This window comes from Rubinisphaera italica, from assembly GCF_007859715.1.
GTDB lineage: Bacteria > Planctomycetota > Planctomycetia > Planctomycetales > Planctomycetaceae > Rubinisphaera > Rubinisphaera italica.
The window spans coordinates 2,146,209-2,165,597 of the sequence record NZ_SJPG01000001.1 but is presented as its reverse complement, the minus strand read 5'-3'; the positions used below and the strand labels follow the sequence as shown (position 1 = coordinate 2,165,597).

24 protein-coding genes are annotated in these 19,389 nt (G+C 53.9%); 8 read left to right on the top strand and 16 right to left on the bottom strand.

What is annotated here, in order from left to right:
• Positions 1-3: 3 nt before the first annotated feature.
• The 4 genes from Pan54_RS08180 to Pan54_RS08165 form a co-directional block, all read right to left on the bottom strand.
• Positions 4-354, bottom strand: a complete 351-nt coding sequence (locus Pan54_RS08180; RefSeq protein WP_146503014.1) for a hypothetical protein — start codon at positions 352-354, stop codon at positions 4-6.
• Between the two features lie 251 nt (positions 355-605).
• On the bottom strand, positions 606-1,346 hold the full coding sequence (locus tag Pan54_RS08175) for a VWA domain-containing protein (RefSeq protein ID WP_146503013.1): 741 nt from the start codon (positions 1,344-1,346) through the stop codon (positions 606-608).
• A complete protein-coding gene (locus tag Pan54_RS08170; RefSeq protein ID WP_146503012.1) occupies positions 1,330-1,914 on the bottom strand; it encodes a hypothetical protein in 585 nt (194 codons plus the stop codon). Before Pan54_RS08170 ends, Pan54_RS08175 begins: the two co-directional genes overlap by 17 nt.
• A gap of 297 nt (positions 1,915-2,211) precedes the next feature.
• Positions 2,212-2,505 (bottom strand): hypothetical protein, encoded by a 294-nt coding sequence (locus Pan54_RS08165; RefSeq protein WP_146503011.1) that lies wholly within the window; start codon positions 2,503-2,505, stop codon positions 2,212-2,214.
• A 401-nt stretch (positions 2,506-2,906) separates the two neighbouring features.
• On the opposite strand from Pan54_RS08165, the gene Pan54_RS08160 reads away from it, so the two are divergent.
• Both Pan54_RS08160 and Pan54_RS08155 read left to right on the top strand, forming a co-directional pair.
• A complete protein-coding gene (locus Pan54_RS08160) occupies positions 2,907-3,155 on the top strand; it encodes a hypothetical protein (protein WP_146503010.1) in 249 nt (82 codons plus the stop codon).
• Between the two features lie 287 nt (positions 3,156-3,442).
• Positions 3,443-3,652 (top strand): hypothetical protein, encoded by a 210-nt coding sequence (locus Pan54_RS08155; protein WP_146503009.1) that lies wholly within the window; start codon positions 3,443-3,445, stop codon positions 3,650-3,652.
• Positions 3,653-3,703: 51 nt separating this feature from the next.
• Here the strand turns inward: Pan54_RS08155 and Pan54_RS08150 are convergent, their stop codons facing one another.
• The 7 genes from Pan54_RS08150 to Pan54_RS08120 all read right to left on the bottom strand — a co-directional run bounded on the left by Pan54_RS08150 (position 3,704) and on the right by Pan54_RS08120 (position 9,700).
• On the bottom strand, positions 3,704-4,066 hold the full coding sequence (locus Pan54_RS08150; protein ID WP_146503008.1) for a hypothetical protein: 363 nt from the start codon (positions 4,064-4,066) through the stop codon (positions 3,704-3,706).
• A gap of 588 nt (positions 4,067-4,654) precedes the next feature.
• Positions 4,655-5,560, bottom strand: a complete 906-nt coding sequence (locus tag Pan54_RS08145; protein ID WP_146503007.1) for a replication-relaxation family protein — start codon at positions 5,558-5,560, stop codon at positions 4,655-4,657.
• A complete protein-coding gene (locus tag Pan54_RS08140) occupies positions 5,535-7,463 on the bottom strand; it encodes a type IV secretory system conjugative DNA transfer family protein (protein ID WP_146503006.1) in 1,929 nt (642 codons plus the stop codon). The genes Pan54_RS08145 and Pan54_RS08140 overlap by 26 nt, the downstream gene beginning before the upstream one ends.
• A 1-nt stretch (position 7,464) precedes the next feature.
• Positions 7,465-8,133 carry a hypothetical protein gene (locus Pan54_RS08135; protein ID WP_165441668.1) on the bottom strand — a complete coding sequence of 223 codons (669 nt, stop codon included), beginning with the start codon at positions 8,131-8,133 and terminating at the stop codon, positions 7,465-7,467.
• Positions 8,134-8,204: 71 nt separating this feature from the next.
• Positions 8,205-8,975 (bottom strand): S1 family peptidase, encoded by a 771-nt coding sequence (locus Pan54_RS08130; protein ID WP_146503004.1) that lies wholly within the window; start codon positions 8,973-8,975, stop codon positions 8,205-8,207.
• A gap of 63 nt (positions 8,976-9,038) precedes the next feature.
• On the bottom strand, positions 9,039-9,254 hold the full coding sequence (locus tag Pan54_RS08125) for a hypothetical protein (RefSeq protein ID WP_146503003.1): 216 nt from the start codon (positions 9,252-9,254) through the stop codon (positions 9,039-9,041).
• Complete coding sequence (locus tag Pan54_RS08120; RefSeq protein WP_146503002.1) at positions 9,251-9,700, bottom strand: hypothetical protein; 450 nt, start codon at positions 9,698-9,700, stop codon at positions 9,251-9,253. Before Pan54_RS08120 ends, Pan54_RS08125 begins: the two co-directional genes overlap by 4 nt.
• Before the next feature lie 323 nt (positions 9,701-10,023).
• On the opposite strand from Pan54_RS08120, the gene Pan54_RS08115 reads away from it, so the two are divergent.
• Genes Pan54_RS08115 through Pan54_RS08105 form a run of 3 tightly spaced genes read left to right on the top strand, consistent with a single transcriptional unit; the run spans position 10,024 to position 14,383 of the window.
• Positions 10,024-10,830 (top strand): hypothetical protein, encoded by an 807-nt coding sequence (locus Pan54_RS08115; protein ID WP_146503001.1) that lies wholly within the window; start codon positions 10,024-10,026, stop codon positions 10,828-10,830.
• Entirely contained in the window at positions 10,817-11,413 is a 597-nt protein-coding gene (locus tag Pan54_RS08110) for a hypothetical protein (RefSeq protein ID WP_146503000.1), read from the top strand. Before Pan54_RS08115 ends, Pan54_RS08110 begins: the two co-directional genes overlap by 14 nt.
• A 9-nt stretch (positions 11,414-11,422) precedes the next feature.
• Complete coding sequence (locus Pan54_RS08105; RefSeq protein WP_146502999.1) at positions 11,423-14,383, top strand: CHAT domain-containing protein; 2,961 nt, start codon at positions 11,423-11,425, stop codon at positions 14,381-14,383.
• A 464-nt stretch (positions 14,384-14,847) separates the two neighbouring features.
• Here Pan54_RS08105 and Pan54_RS08100 read toward each other — a convergent pair whose 3' ends face one another.
• The 3 genes from Pan54_RS08100 to Pan54_RS08090 form a co-directional block, all read right to left on the bottom strand.
• Positions 14,848-15,030, bottom strand: a complete 183-nt coding sequence (locus tag Pan54_RS08100) for a hypothetical protein (RefSeq protein WP_146502998.1) — start codon at positions 15,028-15,030, stop codon at positions 14,848-14,850.
• On the bottom strand, positions 15,027-15,230 hold the full coding sequence (locus Pan54_RS08095; RefSeq protein ID WP_146502997.1) for a hypothetical protein: 204 nt from the start codon (positions 15,228-15,230) through the stop codon (positions 15,027-15,029). The genes Pan54_RS08100 and Pan54_RS08095 overlap by 4 nt, the downstream gene beginning before the upstream one ends.
• Positions 15,231-15,634: 404 nt before the next feature.
• Positions 15,635-16,057, bottom strand: coding sequence for a winged helix-turn-helix transcriptional regulator (locus tag Pan54_RS08090; RefSeq protein ID WP_146502996.1), 423 nt, complete (start codon positions 16,055-16,057; stop codon positions 15,635-15,637).
• A gap of 108 nt (positions 16,058-16,165) precedes the next feature.
• Between Pan54_RS08090 and Pan54_RS08085 the strand changes: the two genes are divergently transcribed.
• From Pan54_RS08085 to Pan54_RS08075, 3 genes are all read left to right on the top strand, one after another.
• Positions 16,166-16,591, top strand: a complete 426-nt coding sequence (locus Pan54_RS08085) for a hypothetical protein (protein WP_146502995.1) — start codon at positions 16,166-16,168, stop codon at positions 16,589-16,591.
• Positions 16,592-16,600: 9 nt separating this feature from the next.
• A complete protein-coding gene (locus Pan54_RS08080) occupies positions 16,601-16,939 on the top strand; it encodes a TfoX/Sxy family protein (RefSeq protein ID WP_146502994.1) in 339 nt (112 codons plus the stop codon).
• Positions 16,940-17,016: 77 nt separating this feature from the next.
• A complete protein-coding gene (locus tag Pan54_RS08075; protein WP_146502993.1) occupies positions 17,017-17,619 on the top strand; it encodes a dihydrofolate reductase family protein in 603 nt (200 codons plus the stop codon).
• On the opposite strand, the gene Pan54_RS08070 is transcribed toward Pan54_RS08075, so the two are convergent.
• Entirely contained in the window at positions 17,596-18,834 is a 1,239-nt protein-coding gene (locus tag Pan54_RS08070) for an RNA polymerase sigma factor (RefSeq protein WP_146502992.1), read from the bottom strand. The genes Pan54_RS08075 and Pan54_RS08070 overlap by 24 nt on opposite strands.
• Positions 18,831-19,172, bottom strand: coding sequence for a YciI family protein (locus Pan54_RS08065; protein WP_146502991.1), 342 nt, complete (start codon positions 19,170-19,172; stop codon positions 18,831-18,833). The genes Pan54_RS08070 and Pan54_RS08065 overlap by 4 nt, the downstream gene beginning before the upstream one ends.
• Positions 19,173-19,389 lie beyond the last annotated feature (217 nt).

The window sequence follows — 19,389 nt, the reverse complement described above, 5'->3', positions numbered from 1 at the left end:
CGCTTACGATGATTCGATCGGTGTGTGCCAGTGGTAGCCGAGGGCGTTGTACAGTTTCGCCCAGTGGTCGGTGTAGAAGTCGTAGCCTGCACCGTTGATTCCCAGAATCAACTCACCATCGCACTCGGCGGCGAGAATTCCTGTGTCGCCGACTTCTTGCCATTCTCCGCCAATGTATTCGCCCGAATCTTCCTCTTGGGCGATTGGCTTGAGCATTTCTTCGATGTTTTGGACGTCGATTGAATTTGTTGGCAGGAAGACGGTTCCCCAGATGGGCACCCAGGTAATGGATTCATCGATCCGTTCGATCCAGCGGCCTGGAATGCTGCTGAAAGAATTGACGAGTCTGTGCACAGCATCGCGGTAGGATTTGCAGTGGAGACAGCTGCAATTGCTGTTCGTGTTGAAGACTTCGAATCCGTGACGGGCTTATTCCATGAGAAAAAGGAGAAGGAAGTAAAGGTCCCAGCGGGACACGATGCTGCCATCTGATTGCCGGCGATGTCAAAAGCAGATGCCCGAAGGGAAGCTTTTGACTGCAATATCCGGCGATCAGGTAAGGTAGCTGTGCCCCGATGGAGACCACTTCCCTCTCCTGTCTGTAGCTACCGAGGCGTTCGTGGGAAAACCTCGAAGTTCGGTAATTGCGGACGTCCGACGATCTCCGATTCAACAACGAAATAGAGATAACCTGCCGATCCAAGGCGACGTTTCCACTCCTCCACTTTCAACTGGTTGCAGAAGTAGATGCCGATCGCACCCTGATTCTGGGCGTTTGCCGCCAGAGACGTCGTAAGACGCTGCTCAGAGTCAACGCTGCCGGTGTCGTCCATGTCTGACAGTATCAGCGTCACTGTTCTTGCATTGGAACTGCCGTAGTTCGGGTGATACGTCAGGTAATCGATGGCGTTTCGAACGCCGTCATGCACAAGCGATCCTCCCCCATCCGCCTTCTCCAGCAGGAAGTCGCGGAACTTATCCGCAGATGGAAACTCGCGACGCAGGTCAAGTGGAGATCCTTCCCACATCAGCGACTTTTCGGTGCCAGAAATCTGCGCCAAAATGATCTTATCGGTCTGGCTGTCCGGCCGGCGAAAGTAGCGGTCCAGGACATGGATGGCGAATTCATACGCCTTTCCGTCCTCGGCCATCTTGTCCGTGAACGACCCTGACAGGTCCATCACGATCATCACGACCTGTTGAGTTGGTGCGGATCGACTTGTGGACGGCTCTGGTCGAAACACGTGCTGCTCAGCTGCTGATCTGTCGCGCTTTTCACCACAGCCGGCGAGCGCGACCGCAGCCAAAACTGCTGCGACGAGGTAGAGTTTAGAATTTCTTTTCATTGAGAGGCTCCCTTTCGATCAATTCGATCTTTTCATGAAGGTTGATTGAAACATAGATGGTGAAAACCAGGACCGACACATACGCGGCCGTGGCGAACAATGCGGTGAATGAGAAGGAACTCCCACCCCAGGAGATTTCCGTCACCGCGACATAAAACAGCAGGGCGTCCGACACCAGGACGATTGCACCGAAGACCAGCACAAACGTGTCTGCATTGCCTTGTTTTCTGAGGCGATTGTCGATGCCGATCTTTTCGAACAGCCAGAGCTTGAGCACCTTGCTCCACAGGCCATACACAGCGATCAACATGAACAAGGCCATGATGCTTGCCATGTCGAGTTGGTACGTCCCCTCGTAGTCGTCCATCCAACCCAGCATCGGCAGGCGAGACAGTCGGCGGTTGAGAACCGGCACCAGCGTGCGAAATCCCTCGGCGATGATCGAAAGGTAGATCACGCCCATGACAACTTTGCTAGCGAACTGCCATGCCCAATACGCTGCCCGGGCACGCAGCAGTCGCCACTCCAATTCCGACCTCGGAATACATTTGCGAAGTGTTTCCTGCATCCATAGACTCCCATGTCGCGGAGTAGTTGAGCCGCCTGAATGCCGCGTCCAGTTCAGTGGCTGGTGCCGATATGCTTCGACTGTGAAGCGTCATTCAACCGGCACATGCAGCACATGATTACGCAGTGCTGAGGGAGCCTTGCGCAGACGCAAGGAGATTCACCGTCGAAACGGTGTGGCGAAGCGGCAGGTCATTTGAGAAGCAAATGTCCGAAGCGAAGCCGCAGCGGATCGCGGCTTTCCCATCAAATGTCGAAGGACGCCCGAGGAGCATGCTCCCCGGGCGTGGTTGGATGACTACCTGCGTTTTGCGATTTCGCTGTAGCAGTGCCGAAGTGCTTCGGCAGCCGGAAGCAGGTCGTGTTCAGAAAGCACGTTGGTGTGCTTCCAGTCGCCAGATTCCGCATCGCGATAGGAGCGTCTCAGTGAGACGTTGTGGCGAGTGAATGAGTTGCCGTCTTTGGTTTCGATCGTATCCGCGAATACGGCGGCAGATACGTCACCAAATCGAACCTTGAAGACTGGTTCGGATGCCGGGGGTGTTGCGTCGTTTTCGGCTGGACGCGAAGCCTTGGCTGATGTGTTCGCCATGATGGAAGAGAGGAAAGAAACAAAGTGCAGTTCCTCGTGGCGTACGAGGTTGCATGGCCCATCGTGCGTGTCGCATGCCCGCGGTCAAGGGGGCGAGCGGGTGGCCAAAGGCCAGCGGCGTCCCGGTTGCGAAGCGTCCCCGCGAAGCAACCGTTGGTAGTCGCCGCGCCGCGAGCATCCCTTGTACCGCATAGGGACCGACACGCCACAATGCGGCCTGCTCCGAGTCGCTCAGTCCCCTCCTGCTCGCCGAATTCGCGGATCACCAAATGGCGGCAATGAAGTTCGATCCAAATTGACTTGCGCGGATTCTGGTTCTGTGGCATCGTGACCTGCCTCGGCAATGTACGTCGGGGAATCGCGAACTTCAGGTCCTTCCAACCCCAGAACAGGAGCATGCCATGGCGTCCAACGCCCCCGAAAAGACCTTCCGAATCGGACTCGTTTCCGCATCTGTCTTCGTCAATGAGATTGATGGTGACGGCGGCAAGCGAACCATCCGCAACGTCAATCTCCAGCGGCGATATCGCGACGGAGACGACTGGAAGTCCTCAACATCGTTTGGCCTCGCCGACCTTCCCGTCGCACTCCGCGTGCTGCAACTGGCACAGGCGTACGTCGAAGAGCGAGAGGCCGAGGTCAACAGTTGACCGTTCGCAACCAGACGGCAGTCTCAATCGAGACTGCCGTCATTCAGCGTCACTTCGGGAGCACTCAACGCATTGCTCCGCTTCCTTCCAATCTGATTCTGCTGGCTCGATTTCCCAGTCAAGTATTTCAAAATCTTCCAAGTGGTGATGGACGCCTTCATCCATCTCGCAAAGGACGATGTTTCCTGCGATTACATCGTCATCTGCTTCGACGAATCTCTCGCGGTAGGTGACCTCCGAATATGTCACTCTGAATAAAGCCATGATGATTTTGGGGGATGAAATAGATGGTTTGGAAACGCCCGGCTCTGCAAGGTGGAGACTTGTACTACCTTGCTGAGTCGGGCACGGTAGGGGTATCTATTTCGTCCCCAACAACGTTATGGCACGCGATGAAAGCGATACCGTTGATTCCAACTCCTCGTGACAATCTGATCGGAGCTGACGGATCGCAGTCCGATCCGAAGGCGAAACGGTCGGGCATTGCACGAACGTGAAGCCGCCAGGATTGGACTGCATCCAAAGCAATCTGTTGAGCAACGCCGTCCCTATTGGGACGGCATTCGCTCGTTCAGCTGGGCAACCAGTCTCAGCGTCGGATCGACTTGATCTGGATACAGCACTGTTGATGCTTTTTCGTTTCCGGTGGCGTCGCGATATGTGCGCCAGACGATGATGCGGAAGATCGGCTTACGACGCCGCTTTGCTTTCGCGAAAACGCCGGCACAGAGCCGACGATCCTGCGTGACAGCGATCGGTTTCCAGCCTGCTGTACTGGACGGCAGTGCGGTCCCGTCCGCTAACTTCAGCGGTTTTGACAGTCCACAGACTGCTTTGACGAGTGATGAAATGCGTGCCATTGGATCAATGGGAAGGAAGTAAAAGCCCTCGCGGGCGATCCCGGCCGTCATGCCGACCGCCGTCGTCCAGAGAGCGTGCGACCTTGACGACGGACAGCGGGAGGCATGAACAATCGGGGCGGCCAAGAGGGCGCTTGGTCGTCAGGGAATGCGGAGCCAACAACAAACACAAACAGCCCAAAGCAAACCGGGCTCGTTGGGGGTGTGACTTGCTCGGCCCGTGGCCGAGTGTTGCTGCTCTTTTGGATCGAGCCGAAGGCGAAGATCGTTGTTCAAAGAGCCAGCAGCAGTGCCGGCTGTAAAGCCGGCTGCATTGGAATTGCCGGAAACGCGGCGTGGATCGACCGACCGTGGAAGGGATACGAGGGTGAGCGTAGTGAGCCCGAGTGACCGTACTCTATGCAGCAATTGCAATGCAGCCGGGTTTTGAAGCGAGCATCGCGAGCGGAAAAGACCGGCACCAAGTCACGGGGGGCAAACAACTTACAAAAACAACCCACACAAACAGAGGCGTTGGATGGAACAACGCCTTACACAACAGGTTGTACAACGGGTTTCGCGACAGTAACGCAACAGGTTTGATTCGAGCAGAATCATTCCCCTCAAAGAAAGGAAATGGACCGTCGCGGCAGAGAGTCGCTATGAGGGAAGAATGCGTCTTGCCTGCCCATTTGCGTCGTACCAAATGGGTTCGCTGAAAATGCGATTCGCGGTGAAATCATCGAACGACACAAAACGCAGAATCGGCGCCGCGGGATGATCTTTCATTGCTTCGATAACGGACGTCAATCGCCGCTTCGAAGGCAGCACGAAACAGACTCGGACCTCGATGGCGTTTGGAAACTGCTCCCGATATCCCTTCGACGCTGTCCACAGGTCGTATGGTTCGAGTTTCTCCGTCAACTGCGTCAGCGTCTCGGTTCCCCGATCGAATTCCCAGGCAAGTGCGAGTTGCCAAACGGTGCCGTTGCTGGGGATATTCAACGAGGATAACGCATCGGGCCAAACGCGGCGTGTCTGTCCTGAGTTATCGAGGACCGAATAGCAAATAGAATAACGCTCGTGAAATGGTGCCCTCCCAGCGGCGGATTCGTTTCTGTCGTACTCAAGATACCAGGTCGATTCCGGCAATGACTGTGATCGCCGTGCATCTTCGAATCTGAGCAAGGTTTCCCCCATCCCCGCACGATGCTGAATCGTATGCGGTTTCGGTGGAGAACTTGAACCAATTCTCTGAGGCCGTTGCCCTGTGAAATCGAACAGCAACTCACCACCGAATTCGAGCAGCCGATGAAACCGTGGCATCCGACCTTCATGAGGCCGTAGCGTCACCTGCAAATCGAACGATTCGATGATCCGATTCGCAGCCATCAATCGAAGTCGGCGGCGAGTTGCCTCTCCGGTCTTGTCTGATGGGAAATGCCGCTGTTGAATCAGCGGCGTATCCATCCACAACACGGTTCCCAATTCTTGCAGGATATGGATGTCTCGATTCTGCATGCGTATCCCTGGAATGTCTTTAGAATTCCCACGGTTTACCATCATCTGGCTCCTCGTTCTGGAATTCTTCGGGCAAAATTTTCGTTTCAAAGTCCGGCTGTGGCGGCAGAATCAGTTGCGTGTTGGAATTGCCACTGGAGTCCGGCAACGATGACAACCCGGTGTTGTGAGGATCATTGACGGCAATCCGAATTTGATTGATCAATTGATCTCGGAATCGTTTCCGCAGCGCAGAGATTTCATCTGGAGTTGCATACCACGGAATCGCTGCCAGGATTTCGTCGTGTGTAGCGATCCGTCGAGACGCCGATTTTGGAGTGCGAGCGAGCTGGTCAATGCTCAACGGCAGTTGTCCCCAACAGCAACCCAGGCCGCGTACATAAAACGCACATTCTCCTGGCTTGAACTTCGTCAACTGCGAAGCTGTCATCAGGTTCCATTCTTCCGACGAGAAAAACTGCACGCTGGTTGTGATCATTTCCGTTCGATAGACCGGAACGAGAGTTTGCTTTTCTGTAATCGACCAGCCACGTCCGATACTTTGTGATTGACTATTCGTCTCGGTTGTCGATCCGCCATGCGATTGCGTACTGGTTGTCCCAGCGTTTCTGGCATCCGTGACAACCTCGCTCAGTCGTCCCATCTGCTGACGAACGCTGGTCGAATGATTTCGAGAATCACCAAAGGAGTCCTGCCACGAATCGCCAACGCTCGATGAGCCGCCTGTCGTCGATTGTTCACGATGGTTCTGGCCGTGATCGGTCAAGGTGGCAATTTCGTGGTGATCCAGGAACTGTTGCGGTGTTTTTTGCTCATGCTTGATTCGCATTGGGTCGAAGCTCGATAACGACAGTTCCTGAGCAAAGAACTTGGCATCGCTTGCCCCGTGCTGAAGATAAAGATGAACACGGCATTGGCTGATGATGTTGTTCAGGAACTCATTCTCCTGCCTTCCGGGGAACCGCGAAGAACCCTGAAACGAAAACCAGAACTTCGTGCAGAACTTCCGGATCTCGGTGAGTGCTCGGTTGATCAGAGGCGCGCTTAGATCGAACACAGGCAATTCATCAAGTACGCAGAGGTAATTTCGACGGGACTCAGCTGGGCGTTCCATGACCGCGTTCAGGAACTCCGACAAGTACAGATTTGCGATCATCCTCTGGTCTTCCGCCGAGAGCATGCTCTCGGTAGCGAGATCGAAAATGATCGACGTTCCTGAGTCGATAACGTCGTTCATGTTGAGCACATTGTTGTCCGTGCGTCCGAGAATCAGTTGAACGGCAACATTTTCCAACAGGGCCATCAGGCGTGATCGCGTACTGGAAATCTCAAATTCACGATCCGAGGGCTTCATGTCCGGCAGCTCGGCAAGTTGAGCCTGTGCCAAGACGTCGGGACAGAGACGCACCAGCAGTTTGAAAATAGGGCTGTTAACGTTCAGTAGATGCACCAGATCCGCGACATTCAGACCACTCACAGCGCCAATGGTGAGCAAAGTTGTCGTCCACTTTCGCAACAACGGCTTACCAATGACGCCCGACTCCCCTTCTCCAACACTTGCCAACAGCAGGTGCCGCATGTGGCCGACACGATTTGCGACACGAGCGCGGAAGTCATACTCGTTTACCCCTTCGCGATTGACGTGCAATGGCCTGAGACTCGCAACGCGGCTCAAATCCGAGGCCCGAATGTAGATCACCTTCTTGCGAGCTCTTGACGGCAGCATCAAAATCTTCCGCCGTAGTTTTTTCGCGGAGTCGCCGTGTGGGCAGAACCACAGTGCAGGCCAACCGTTCTTGATGTGTTCAACGAACACCCATTCGGCGATGTTCGTTTTTCCGGAACCTGACACACCACTGGCCATGATTCCTGCGCCCATGTTCGGGTCGCGGGTGGCTGCCAGAATTGCTCGTCCCATCTTTTCTGGCTTCTGAAATCTGGGTTTCATTTCAAGTCTCCTCGTTTTGTTGCAGGAGGTCCTCAATCGCTTCCGATTCAATTCCTCCGATGTTGTGATTTCCTCGTGTCATGACCTGGAACATTTGGTCTCGATACTCGTTGTCCGCTAGTTCTTCGAGATACTCTCGATCCTCATCCCCGATTCGCATGCGATGAATCTCGTGAATCTTGTCCTCGTAATCACGACGCAGGACTCTCAAGAGCAGCGCGTAATTCGGCCCCATTTGATTCCTTCGTTTCTGTTCCTGTTTTCGAGCTTTCTCAGCGCTGTGAGCAAACGACTGAAAGACACCAGGTTCGAAAACGATCCAGAGAAGAATCGGGAGCGTCGCAATTGCAGTGACCCACGCGACGACAGCAACGCGATACGCGGGCAATCCATAAATGGAGATAACGTGAGCACCAACTATTGGCCCGAACAAGAAAGCGTTGCCGTAGAACGGCATCGTTTCGTCGCCAAAGTATTGAGTTGCTGTACGTCGATCCGTGGTTCTGAATATGGAATTCGCAGCCAGCCAATAGGCCATCAAGGGCGGCACCAATGGTGCAACAAATTTAATGTGCGGCGGGGTGATCGGCCGATCCATCCCGTGAAAGCAAACACCTGGGTCGATCAGCGTTCGCATCAGCACCAGACAGCCGAAAAGGATGGCAGCCATGACCGTCACCCTCATCAGCAATTGAAACCAAAGCGAAACTGATCTCCAAAAGAGACGAATCTCGCTCATGGTTAGTCCTCCATCGTGCTCTGAAGGAACAAACCGATAATCTGCGCGATCTCTGCTTGCTTCTGGTTGGAGGAGGGTTTTCCGTCCAGCAGCGTGCGGTATTTTGCCTCCACAAGAAATTCCTCGACCTCGAAACATCCAATGCCCCGGTCACCGGAATATCCGTGGTAGACGCCAACCACGCAGATCAGTCCGTGCTTGTCATAGCCAATAATGGGCGAACCGCTTCCCCCGGCACCGAATCGCGAATCCAGGTAGAAGAATTTTCCGCTGTAGTCACCATCCCGCACGTTACGACTGGAGATGTCGATCTTTCTGAGCGTCAATTCGCCGTCCGGAAAGCCGACAAGCGTGGCGGTATCGTGTCGTAGTTCTCTGCCATGCCTTGAAGCGAGCGGCAGGAAGCCAACTAGGCCATCGGCACGAAAACGAATGAGTGCCAGGTCCCGAGCTTCGTCGCGGGCCAGGATTTCAATTCCATCACGAGCGTCGACGCTGCCATGGGGGTACACGTCAATTTGGAGTTCATGACCGTATTCCACGACATGGGCATTCGTTACCGCGTACTTTCGTCCCGCATCGTCTTCCCGTACGATGAAACCCGACCCTGATTTCCAGTCTGTACGGTCGCTAATCTTGATGACGGAGCGTATGAAAAGCTTGTGCCGCGCGGACTCGTTCATCACGGACACTGCTTCCTGTGCGTCTGCCGCAGTAAGGGAGACCACAAGAACGCAGCAAACGGCCAGCGCCTTTGAGAGTTTATTGATCATTTGGAGATTCCTAAGTAAGACGCGGGCGACTTATGCAAGCCGCCCGCGTTGGAGTTGGTGGGATTAGCTTGCACTTTCAGTAGGCTTCGATGCCTCCGTCTGCTTCGCCATCGATTGAACGCGTAATGCGTTTCTCAGGCATTTGATGCAGATGATGGCTTCATCGAGCAAGCCAGCCTTGAACGAAACGGTGACGCACTCCTTCTTGGAGGTGCCGCCGCACCACTGACACAGCGATTTGCTGTTGAAGTCGTGGACTTCAGCAATGACGGGTTTCATGACTGATCGCCTCCTTCATCGGATTGAATACCGACCAGGTGGGCTTCAGCAGCCTTGAGCAGCGTTACCGCCGCTCCGATCTCGGTTGGACCGAGATACTGGCTGGTCTTCCATGACTTCTCGTTCCCGTCGTAATAGCGACGATTGCAACTGATCGTGTGATTGACTGGTGAATCCGCATCCTTTCGATGCGCAAACACAGCCACACTGACCAGTCCCAGCGACCGACGCCAGATTGGAGATTGAGACATGTTTGGAATTCCCTTTGTATTTGGGATTGCAACTGCCGCACGTTGCGAATGAGAAAGCGACAAGACAACAACGGAACGGCGCACACCGACCGCCACGCATTCAGTGGGCTCGTAAAGAATCAGGCGAATGCCACGGACCTGCTCCAGAACCATTGCTGGATTCAGCAGGTCGCAATTCGCCGATGCGACAGCCATTTCGGCCTCCTTTCGATTCAGGGATTGGATCGGACGAAGGCATTAGAAAATGAGCTGGAGCGACCCTCGCGCAGACGCAAGCCGATGGCTCAGAAAATTGACGTCGGTCACGTAGACTGATAGGCTGTTTTCAACAATTCCCCCTCCGATAATGGAGAAACAACCTGAATCACCGGCGGACTACGAACCAGTCGAAGTCACGTGGGACGAACTGATGCAATTCGCAATCGGTAAGGCCACGGACAAAGTTTTCCAACGCGTATCGCAAGCGTTGGACGCCCCTCAGCATCCGCTTCATTACCTGACTCAACGAGGCCTTAACAATGACCGAGCCGGACGAACTACCGGAACACCCGATCAACGAGCGTCTGGCTGAAGGCATTGGCGACGGACCGACACGTGAAAGCGAATCACAGCAAGACCTGTTTCTGAAATGGATTCGGGAACAGGCAAGGAAGAAGCTAGAATCCGGCGATCGAAACCGAGAGATCATTTCTGTTCGCGTTGATGACTCATTCAAAATATTCATCAACGACGTCTACTTTTCTCCGACTGTTCGCCCCATTGAATCTCGCGAGTCCTGGGCTGTCCTTGGTCGTCGCTATGGAAACGTCAATCAGACGACCGTCAAGAGATGGGTCACAGGTACTGATCCTCAGCTATCTCACATCTCTATTGCCTTCGCTGCGGAAGATGCGTTTTTTCCGCGTGGGCATCACGTGGCAATCAACGCCTATGCTTTTGCTTTCCTGGTGGCTCGCTCATCCATCGGCACGGCAGTAGAAGTTGCCGCTGAAAGCATCTCTGAAGAATTGAGCACGCTTCTTGAAGACTGGGCAGACGAAGCAAAAGAGACTGACGGGCCGATTCCCGTGTTTGCCTTTGACCAGAACGCGTGCGAAGAAGCACTCATTTTATACTTGGTCATGAGAACGCCAGCGTGGTGGAAAGCGATAAGGACGGGGCAACGGAAATACGAAGAACAAGCTGCAGACTACATTCAGCATGTTGCTCGTGATCTTTTCCCAACCGTCTCTGAATGGGATGCTGAACGCGTCAAAGCATTGATCGAGAAACATTCCGAGTCATGGACGATTATGGAGGAGGTGCTGCCCTATGAATGGCTCTGAAAAATACGACATCACCATCGCCGAATTGATGCAGTTCGCCGCTGGCAAAGCAGAAGGCGAGGTATTTGACCGCGTCTCGAAGGCGTTGGGCGACCCGAATCATCCCGCTAATTACCTCCTGCACCGCCAACGGGGAACCCCCTCTCAACGGAGCCGGATACAGCCTCCCAACATTCCAGATGCTGAAGATTCAGCCCTGAACCAGTCGCTTGACCATGCGATTGCCGAATCTGCGTATGCAGAGATTCAAGAATACATCGACTGGGAGCAACAACGGCTTGAAGAGGCAATGATTTCAGAGCTCCCAGATGAATACAGAGCTGATACCGAAATGGTCTATCGTTCGGATCCATCCGTCGCGTGGCGCGTGCTTGAACCCTATCTGGAGCGACTTCGGGCAGTCGTCCGCGATGAATGGGATTGGCTGAGACTTGAGTCCGAGAATCGATTTGCCAGCGAGTCAGAAACGGCTATCGCATTGGCCGATTTCCTAGGAACGTACCGTGACGAATTTCCTTTCGACCCCCAAAAACTTGCGGTCGCCCTTGTGCGACTCGGTTTGTCGCGACTTTGTGGTTCATAAGGGGGTGGCATGCAGCAGGTATTCAATTGGGAACAGTCGCTGAAATGCGGTACGCTCCCCGATGATGTCAAGGGAATGTGCGAGTCGGGCAGAGTTGAGGAACTCATTGCGTGCCCAGATCACGTTCTTGAAGAATGTTTGAGGCAATTTCGAGATGGCGATTCGGCATACGGCTGGGCGATGCTGGAAATCGGCAAGGCCGACATAGACAGTCTTGGTCCTCGAGTCCTGTGGCTCAAGCGTCTCGCGGAAGCGTCGATTTTTGGCCTGGGTACGTTTCACTACGAGCACGTCGAGTCCGCACTTCAACCAAGAATCCACTTGGCAATCCGCAAAGAGTTCAAGCGTCGCGGCATGGCGCATGCAGGATTATTCCAGAATCCGCCGGTCGACTTCGGCACGCTCAAGGAACACTGCGATCCGGACGGCTTTCTACCGGGGATCCTGTACGCAACAACGTTTCGCTATTTCCTCGTCAAGAGCGCAGAGTTTCACACCGCCTGGCTAGTTTTGGTGGCTGACGAAGTAGAACGATGGCTTTCTACAGGATACGAACGCGACGCAAATGAAACCCTTCAGTGGATTGAAGAGCACATTGAAAGAGCAACAGCGGGAGAACCGTCCGAAGAAGATCGGACCAATATTCGAATGGCTGCTTCGTTGTGCGGTAGCGCGTACAAGCGGCTGACAGCTGATCTCGACACGTCAGCGCGACTGTACGAGTTGGCAATCGAACATGGCCAGCCATCAGGAGATGACAGAGCTGCGGACACCTTCTACCTCTCGGAGATTCGACGGAAACAGGAGCGTTTCGAGGACGCACACGATCTACTCCAACAGATTCTTAACGACACCGATGTTCACGACGAAGAACTGCTGGCTCTGACGCGTCAATCGTCGAGCCAAATCGAAGTCGAACTCACCGGGAATCCTTCTCGATTACAAACGGCAGCCGTCCCAACCCCAGAGTTTGCCAATTTGCCAGCCGTGTTTGAGACGTTGCATCGATTTGCATCGAAATTAAAACACAAGCAACCGCTTCGAGATGATGAAATCGTCGATGGAATCCAGCTCTTCCTAATGGCGCAGGCTGAGCTCATTATGGCTGAAGATCAATGGCCAATTGATCCAACCATTCTGACGACGTCAATTCAGATGGCATACTCGCTCGATGATGCTTCAACTGCAGAAACTCTGCTCCCTAAGCTTGTGCGGTCATATAATGCAAGCTGGATCAGGATTGCCAGCGTCGAAAGACGCCACATCGAACAACTGCTTCGCGGATTAGCTGAGCGAATCGACTTTACCGAGGAACTGTATCTACCTGAAGAACCAAGAGGTACCCAAAACGAACCTCTACGGCTCGACCACGTCAAATCACAACTTGCTCTGAAGTATTTGCACTTCCTTGAAACTGGTGAAGCTGGCCTTTTGGATGGCGTTGACTGCCCGGCGATTATTGCCCAACGCAAAGAACAGTTCCTCAGGCGAACAACGCCTGACAGCCTACTACCTCTAATTGCTGATACGAGGCAGTTCGCAGAGTTCGTCTGTGCTGATTTCCTCATTGACAGCGGCTGCCCTGCCGAATTGCTTCAACCGAATCGAAGTGAGGAAGCAATTGGTGAATTCGCAGTTTCCGTGCAAAGAAACCATCGAGTTGACGAGCTGTACGCATTTCTGACGAGTACTGCAAACTGGGTCCGCCTTGGTTACCGTGAACAGGTTATTGCTTCGCTGTGGCGAGCTGGAGATACGAGCAAGCAAGCAGCGAATTTTGAACTGCAATGCGAGAAACTCGCTGAGTTGTTGATGGCCAAAGACATACTCTTTGAGAGAGAATTGTTGGCCGGAGCAAATGAATGCGCATCCGCCATACAGGATATTGAACTGTCGAGAAACATGCTCGTCGCCGACCACGTTGTGCAAATCCCCGTGCCCTCAGACGAGAGTCCGACCCTCGATTTGCTTCCTGGTGACGTCTCGGTCGGCTTCCTCGTGCACCTTCCAAATGTAGATACGCACTCTGTGAAGCGGCTCAGTGCACTTTACCTGTTCTTCACCGATCGTGTGGAATGCACTGTTTCGGTTCGTGCTAGCGAAAATCGCCGCAGTGTCCACGAAGCGACGACGAAGCCGAATCGGGTCGTCTGGAATCCTCGCAAGCCTGAAACAGTAGTCGACCTGCGCGACACGCTGATTGCCGCACGCGACAAAGCTGAGGTATCACTGCCACTTGCAACTTCTCTTGTCGCGTTCACAGACTTCACGACATTGAACACACCCTTGGCAGCCACGGACCTGAGTCAATGCACAACAGTCGTCGAAAGCCTTCAACCGACATCGGAGATTTCATTCTGCAAACCAACGATTGCATTCTGGGGCGGTTTTGGTGAATCTTTTTCCAACGACCTGCCACACGCCAAGAGCGAAGCGGAATTGTTCGAGCAATGGGAGCGGTCAGGATTCTGCCACATCCATCCCAGCAGTCGCGGACGTTCTACTCGAAAGCAATTCATCAATGCAGAATGGCAAGGTTCGGACATTCTTCACATTTCAACGCACGGCAATGCGTATTCTGGCGTCCCAGACGCCAGCCACTTGATGCTCGGCAGAGGCGCTCACGGAAAAGGTACCGTTATTCACTACAACGACATCCTTCGGTGCGACTTCTCAAACGTCCGGCTCGTTGTTCTGATAGCGTGCTTGACGAAGTTCGGCGACCAATGGGCGGGCGACGAAGACCTCTCGCTTGCTTGGGCGTTCCGCGCCGCTGGTGTTGAGTTGGTCATCGGTTGCCGCTGGGAAATTCCCGACCTTTCCTGCCTGACATTTACGCGGCATTTCTACCAGCGACTTGTAGGTGAACGTGAATCCGTGAGCAAGGCATTTGGCAACTCAATCGCTGCGATCAAATCGGAATTTCACGAGCACCCTCAAATCTGGAGCGCGTTCGCATTGTTGAACTGAGGCCGCCGATCGGCAACATTTGTTGATTGCTCTCACAACAGGCTGCTACAGGATGTCACGATGAACTGGCCGAACAGTACACTCCTTGAGTGCCGCATTGCTGCGTAGTCCACGTAAAATGATTAGCATCTATACGTCCACATGGTGAGGCGCAGTATTTACCGTCGGAGAACTTGCGTCAATTGTGCCCGGCTCACACCGAGGTGTCGGGCCAATTCAGCACTTGTTTCCATCACGTAAAACTCGACTTTCGGCGAACGACGAAAGGTGCTGATAGGAAAGGCTCCAAGCTCAAGGAGCCCGTGTTCGCATAGAGTAAGACTCGGGGAGCTTTGAAAAACCGGATCACAATCCGAACCAAGACCCCTCAGTCACAAGTTGTTTCGTGACTGAGGGTTTTGTCTTTGTCGGTCAATGGACCAGAAGTCCGGTTCGGGTCTCAATTCAGCTCAGAATCCGATCCCTTATCCGAACCGCAATGAATCTCGTTTAGCCATCTGTCCAGGATACGGCAGGGAATTCACCGCCATCTTGAAGCGGCCTGTCGAACTTTGATCGCGCCGGACTACAAATGACGGTTCGACATTAGTCACGACCAGAGCCATTCGCGAACTGCCGGATGTCATCACCTTGACTGCGATTTTCACGTACCCGAACTGCAGTCGGTGGAAACCACCGCTGCAGCGAAGGGCAGTTCCTTCGTGCTGGCGGCTGATGCAACGGACGCGCTCACCTGATGCACGACATTGGACCTTCGATACTGAACGAAGATGTAACCGAAAGCGTCATCGTTCTGATTCATGCTTTTTCCCAACTGTTGATTCAATCGCCGCCAGCGAGTCGTCAAGAGACGAATTCACACGGCCCGCGCGGGACTTCGTGAATCGGAGATTGTCCGGATCAACGTAGCTCGATTGAAGGAAAGACCATGTCTTCCTGTGAAATTGGCAGGAATTGGCTGAATCGATCAAAACGCATTGATCGTTAGCAACATCCTCCGACGATTCGCATTCAGTTCGTTTCGGGTTTCAAACACGTTGCTCGGAATCTCTTGCAGCATTCACTGCTCACGCTCCAACGATACGGATGACGTTAATTGCGTCAATGAGCACGCAGCACATTAAGTGTCAGGCGAGACGGGAGACTTGAGACTCGCGAAATTGAATTTGATGCTGCCTGATCTTGTGGCAACTTGACGCAGAAAAGTATTCGTCGTGGCGAATCCCCCAGAGTCCTGTTATGTCTGAATTGTTAGGGCCGTGACTGCTTCAGGTCGCGGACGATCCGCTTCGCCATTGCTGTGCGGTTGCGTTGCAGTTCCTCGGCGAAGTCGAGAGGAACTTCGGTGTTCTCATCCCATTTGTTGGCCCACAGAATGATTTCCAGCATCGCTGGAACGAGTTCCAGACCCTTATCGGTCAGGCCATAGATGAATCGCTTGCCGTGTTCCGGGTCAGCGTGTTTCTCGATGATGCCCTCGGATTCCAGCGTTGTCAGTCTGGCGGCAAGAATGTTGGTCGAAATGCCTTCGCCAGCGTTCAGAAAATCCGCGTAGTGCTTGGCTCCCTTGAACATCAAATCACGCAGGATCAGAAGGCACCAATTGTCGCCAAAAATGGATGCACCGTAGCGTATCGGACACCCGTGCCAATCTGCGGAGGATCGTTTCGTCATTCTTACACTCTAGCGGGATTTCCTGAACTTGCAAATAACAAGCACGTGGGCTATTGTTATGCAAGCTTGCAAAAAACAAGTACACTGCACGCGACACAGGGAGCCACAATGCAACCAACAAAGATCATTCTCGGTACACTCGGATATGCTGCGGTTACGTTTCCGCTCGCCTATGTTTGGCACCTCGTCTTATTCAAGACGACTTACGAAGAGCTGGGCTACTTCACTCGCGACGAACCGATCATTGCATTCGGTTTTGCCTCAATCATCATACAGGGCATGGTTTTGTCGTTGATCTATCCGTCATTGTACCGAGGTAAGTCGATTGCTCGTGGCGCCTTGACGCTGGCCGGTGTGATGGGACTGTATCATTGGACGATGCACGTGCTTGCCGAAGCAGCCAAGCATCAGATTGAACCGCTCGCCACGTGGTTCGCGTTGGAAACGACGTACCTTTCCATTCAATTCGTGCTTGGAGGTTTCTTAATCGCACTAGTCCACCGAAGCCGAAAAGCGTCGACACAACCCCAATAGGACGCGATCATGAGAGAGGGCGAGGAGGAACTTATCGAACGAATCAGACCGCTGATGAAACGCCGCAAGGGTTACTCGGAGAAGAAGATGTTTGGCGGCGTCTGCTTCATGATCAACGGCAACATGTGCGTCGGTCCTTGGAAGGGCGCGTTGATCGTTCGTCTCGACAAGGAAGGCCATGAGGACACCCAGTCAGAGCCGCACGTGAAGCCAATGGACATCACGGGCAAGGTGATGAAGGGTTGGGCGCTGGTCGAACCAGCCGGGATTGAATCGGTCGAAGAGCTCAAGGCGTGGGTCGAACGAGCAGTCAAGTTTGCACGTTCGCTTCCCGCCAAACCCAATTGACGCAACGGCTGGTGTGTTCGATTCATAGGATGCCGTGAGCGATTGACCATGTACGTTTTGAGCAGCGAGAAAATCGAATGAGAGAATTGGCCATTTTGACTTTTGTTACCGTCGACGGTGTGATGCAAGCACCTCACAGCCCCGAAGAAGATACGTCGAACGGATTTTCCCAAGCCGGTTGGGCACGGCCTTGTTGGTATGAAGTGATGGAACAAGTCCAGCGCGAGGCCATGTCTGATCCGTACGATTTGCTGTTGGGAAGAAGAACGTACGAATTCTTTTCTGCGCACCACTCGTCCAGTGCCGCGACAGACAATCCCGTCGCAGCGATGTTGAACAAAGCAAAAAAGTACGTCGCGACAAACACGCTGAGCAATCTCACGTGGAACAACTCTGAGGCAATCTCAGGTGACATCGCGGCCGAAGTGTCGCGACTTAAAACGCAAGATGGCCCTTTGCTTCAGGTTCACGGAAGCTGGCAACTGGTCCAAACCCTGCTCGGCAACAACCTCATTGATGAGTTCCGACTGTGGACCTTTCCAGTATTGGTCGGTTCGGGAAAACGACTCTTCGGCAACGGCTCAGCCCCGGCAGGACTCAAACTGGTGAAATCAGACACGACCACCAATGGCGCAGTCATGTCCATTTATCGCGTTTCAAGTTTCGAGACGACGTTGTAAGAGTTCCTTCACCTGTGGGGTGGGAGCGGAATCGAGAGCGACTTCACGGCAGCGTTCCGCTTCGGTCGAGTTCCCGCAACGTCGATGCAAGTCAGCCAGCACAGCAGACCAGAGGTAGGACCCGGCGAGCCACGTTGGGGGCTCAAAACCGTCAAGGATTGCGAGGCCTTCGGTAGCGCCTTTCCATTCTGCGACCGCGACGGCGCGATTCAGTCTGTGGATCGGCGACGTTACCCGCTGCTCAAGCAGTTCGTAGCACTCGGCAACTTTATCCCAACGTGTTTCGGCAAAGCACGGCGCAAGGCAATGTTCGGCTGCGATTCCGGCTTCAGCGTGATATCGAGAGAACGAGTCACCCTCGGCAGATTTCGCCAACCATTTGAGCCCTTCCTGAATGCCATTCTGATTCCAAAGGTCGCGGTCTTGTTCTTCGAGCAACAAGAGTCCGCCAGTCCCGTCCTGCCGCGCCGACATTCGGGCTACGTGCAAATGCATCAAAGATAACAATGCGCAGGTTTCCGGTGACTGACCAGCCGGATGTTCGGCAAGAAGATTCGTCAACCGGATCGCTTCGTCACATAGCTCACGACGCAGAGCCATCTCAGCGCTGGACGACAGGTAGCCTTCGGTAAACAGCAAGTACAACACTTTGTGGACTGCCGGAAGGCGAAGCGAAAGCTGCTCCTGCGAAAGCCCATCCATCTTCGGGCGCAATTCTCGCAGGCGGCTTCGGGCTCGACCGAGCCGTTTGTAGACATTGGCTTCGCTCGCGAAGAGCCGAATCGCGATCTCCCGCACGTCGAAACCACAGAGAGTCTTGAGAGCAAATACAAGTTGAGATTCAGGTGGAATCGCATCATCGCAGCAAACAAACAGCATCCGCAGCAACTCATCTTGCAATTCGCCCGCCAGAAAGACGTCAGGCCCATCTCCGGTCCCAACGTCGTCTGCAGCTTGTTCCTGGAGGATGCGGCGACGCCGAGTCCGCTGCCGCAGCTCGCCCATCAGGTTGTTCTGCGCAGCGCGAAACAGCCAAGCTGACGGGTTGTCCGGCAAACCGGAGATCGTCCAGTGCTCAAGCGCGGACATCATCGCCGACTGGACAGCGTCTTCAACATCCTCCGTATGCTCCACTCCAATCCGACACGCCAGCATGGCAACAAGCCTGCCGTATTCGTGTCGGAAGAAGTGGTCAACAAGCGAGGGAGCGGTCAAGGTGTCGTGATCTCCCGCACTTCCACGCTTGAACCGGGCATCGCCACACCCGGACTTTCCCGAGCAACTTCGACGGCTTCCTCGATGCTTTCCGCTTCGACAATCATGAATCCGCCAACTATTTCCTTGGCTTCGACGAACGGACCGTCCGTCGCACCTTCAGGTGTAACGACTTGCCCACTGCCAAGCTTCCCTCCCATGTCGACGATGTTCGCCGCGAACTTCTCCTTCCAAGCGTTGAACTTGGCAAACATCTGCTCCATCTGAGCGGGCGATGGATTGCCGCTCTCGTTTGCCTGCTGACTTCGTTGGATACACAAATACTTCTTTTTCGCCATGTCACTTTCCTTTTTTGATGAGTAACTACAACAGGCCGCCGTATCGGCCAACACCCCATGACGCGCGACGACGATAGTTTTGGACACTCTTGATGAGTTTTTCTCAATTTCTGTCTCATTGGGGATGAATTCGACCGATGGGCAGCCATGATCCGCGATACAAGTAACTGCGGCGTGGCGATCACATTTTCTCCGCATCCGAAACAATCCAAACCGG

What these genes read in the sequence shown, in the direction of transcription:
- Pan54_RS08175 (WP_146503013.1), bottom strand. Translation starts at nt 1,346, where the DNA reads ATGAAAAGAAATTCTAAACTCTACCTCGTCGCAGCAGTTTTGGCTGCG.
- Pan54_RS08170 (WP_146503012.1), bottom strand. Translation starts at nt 1,914, where the DNA reads ATGCAGGAAACACTTCGCAAATGTATTCCGAGGTCGGAATTGGAGTGG.
- Pan54_RS08165 (WP_146503011.1), bottom strand. Translation starts at nt 2,505, where the DNA reads ATGGCGAACACATCAGCCAAGGCTTCGCGTCCAGCCGAAAACGACGCA.
- Pan54_RS08160 (WP_146503010.1), top strand. Translation starts at nt 2,907, where the DNA reads ATGGCGTCCAACGCCCCCGAAAAGACCTTCCGAATCGGACTCGTTTCC.
- Pan54_RS08155 (WP_146503009.1), top strand. Translation starts at nt 3,443, where the DNA reads ATGGTTTGGAAACGCCCGGCTCTGCAAGGTGGAGACTTGTACTACCTT.
- Pan54_RS08150 (WP_146503008.1), bottom strand. Translation starts at nt 4,066, where the DNA reads ATGACGGCCGGGATCGCCCGCGAGGGCTTTTACTTCCTTCCCATTGAT.
- Pan54_RS08145 (WP_146503007.1), bottom strand. Translation starts at nt 5,560, where the DNA reads ATGATGGTAAACCGTGGGAATTCTAAAGACATTCCAGGGATACGCATG.
- Pan54_RS08140 (WP_146503006.1), bottom strand. Translation starts at nt 7,463, where the DNA reads ATGAAACCCAGATTTCAGAAGCCAGAAAAGATGGGACGAGCAATTCTG.
- Pan54_RS08135 (WP_165441668.1), bottom strand. Translation starts at nt 8,133, where the DNA reads ATGGCTGCCATCCTTTTCGGCTGTCTGGTGCTGATGCGAACGCTGATC.
- Pan54_RS08130 (WP_146503004.1), bottom strand. Translation starts at nt 8,975, where the DNA reads ATGATCAATAAACTCTCAAAGGCGCTGGCCGTTTGCTGCGTTCTTGTG.
- Pan54_RS08125 (WP_146503003.1), bottom strand. Translation starts at nt 9,254, where the DNA reads ATGAAACCCGTCATTGCTGAAGTCCACGACTTCAACAGCAAATCGCTG.
- Pan54_RS08120 (WP_146503002.1), bottom strand. Translation starts at nt 9,700, where the DNA reads ATGGCTGTCGCATCGGCGAATTGCGACCTGCTGAATCCAGCAATGGTT.
- Pan54_RS08115 (WP_146503001.1), top strand. Translation starts at nt 10,024, where the DNA reads ATGACCGAGCCGGACGAACTACCGGAACACCCGATCAACGAGCGTCTG.
- Pan54_RS08110 (WP_146503000.1), top strand. Translation starts at nt 10,817, where the DNA reads ATGAATGGCTCTGAAAAATACGACATCACCATCGCCGAATTGATGCAG.
- Pan54_RS08105 (WP_146502999.1), top strand. Translation starts at nt 11,423, where the DNA reads ATGCAGCAGGTATTCAATTGGGAACAGTCGCTGAAATGCGGTACGCTC.
- Pan54_RS08090 (WP_146502996.1), bottom strand. Translation starts at nt 16,057, where the DNA reads ATGACGAAACGATCCTCCGCAGATTGGCACGGGTGTCCGATACGCTAC.
- Pan54_RS08085 (WP_146502995.1), top strand. Translation starts at nt 16,166, where the DNA reads ATGCAACCAACAAAGATCATTCTCGGTACACTCGGATATGCTGCGGTT.
- Pan54_RS08080 (WP_146502994.1), top strand. Translation starts at nt 16,601, where the DNA reads ATGAGAGAGGGCGAGGAGGAACTTATCGAACGAATCAGACCGCTGATG.
- Pan54_RS08075 (WP_146502993.1), top strand. Translation starts at nt 17,017, where the DNA reads ATGAGAGAATTGGCCATTTTGACTTTTGTTACCGTCGACGGTGTGATG.
- Pan54_RS08065 (WP_146502991.1), bottom strand. Translation starts at nt 19,172, where the DNA reads ATGGCGAAAAAGAAGTATTTGTGTATCCAACGAAGTCAGCAGGCAAAC.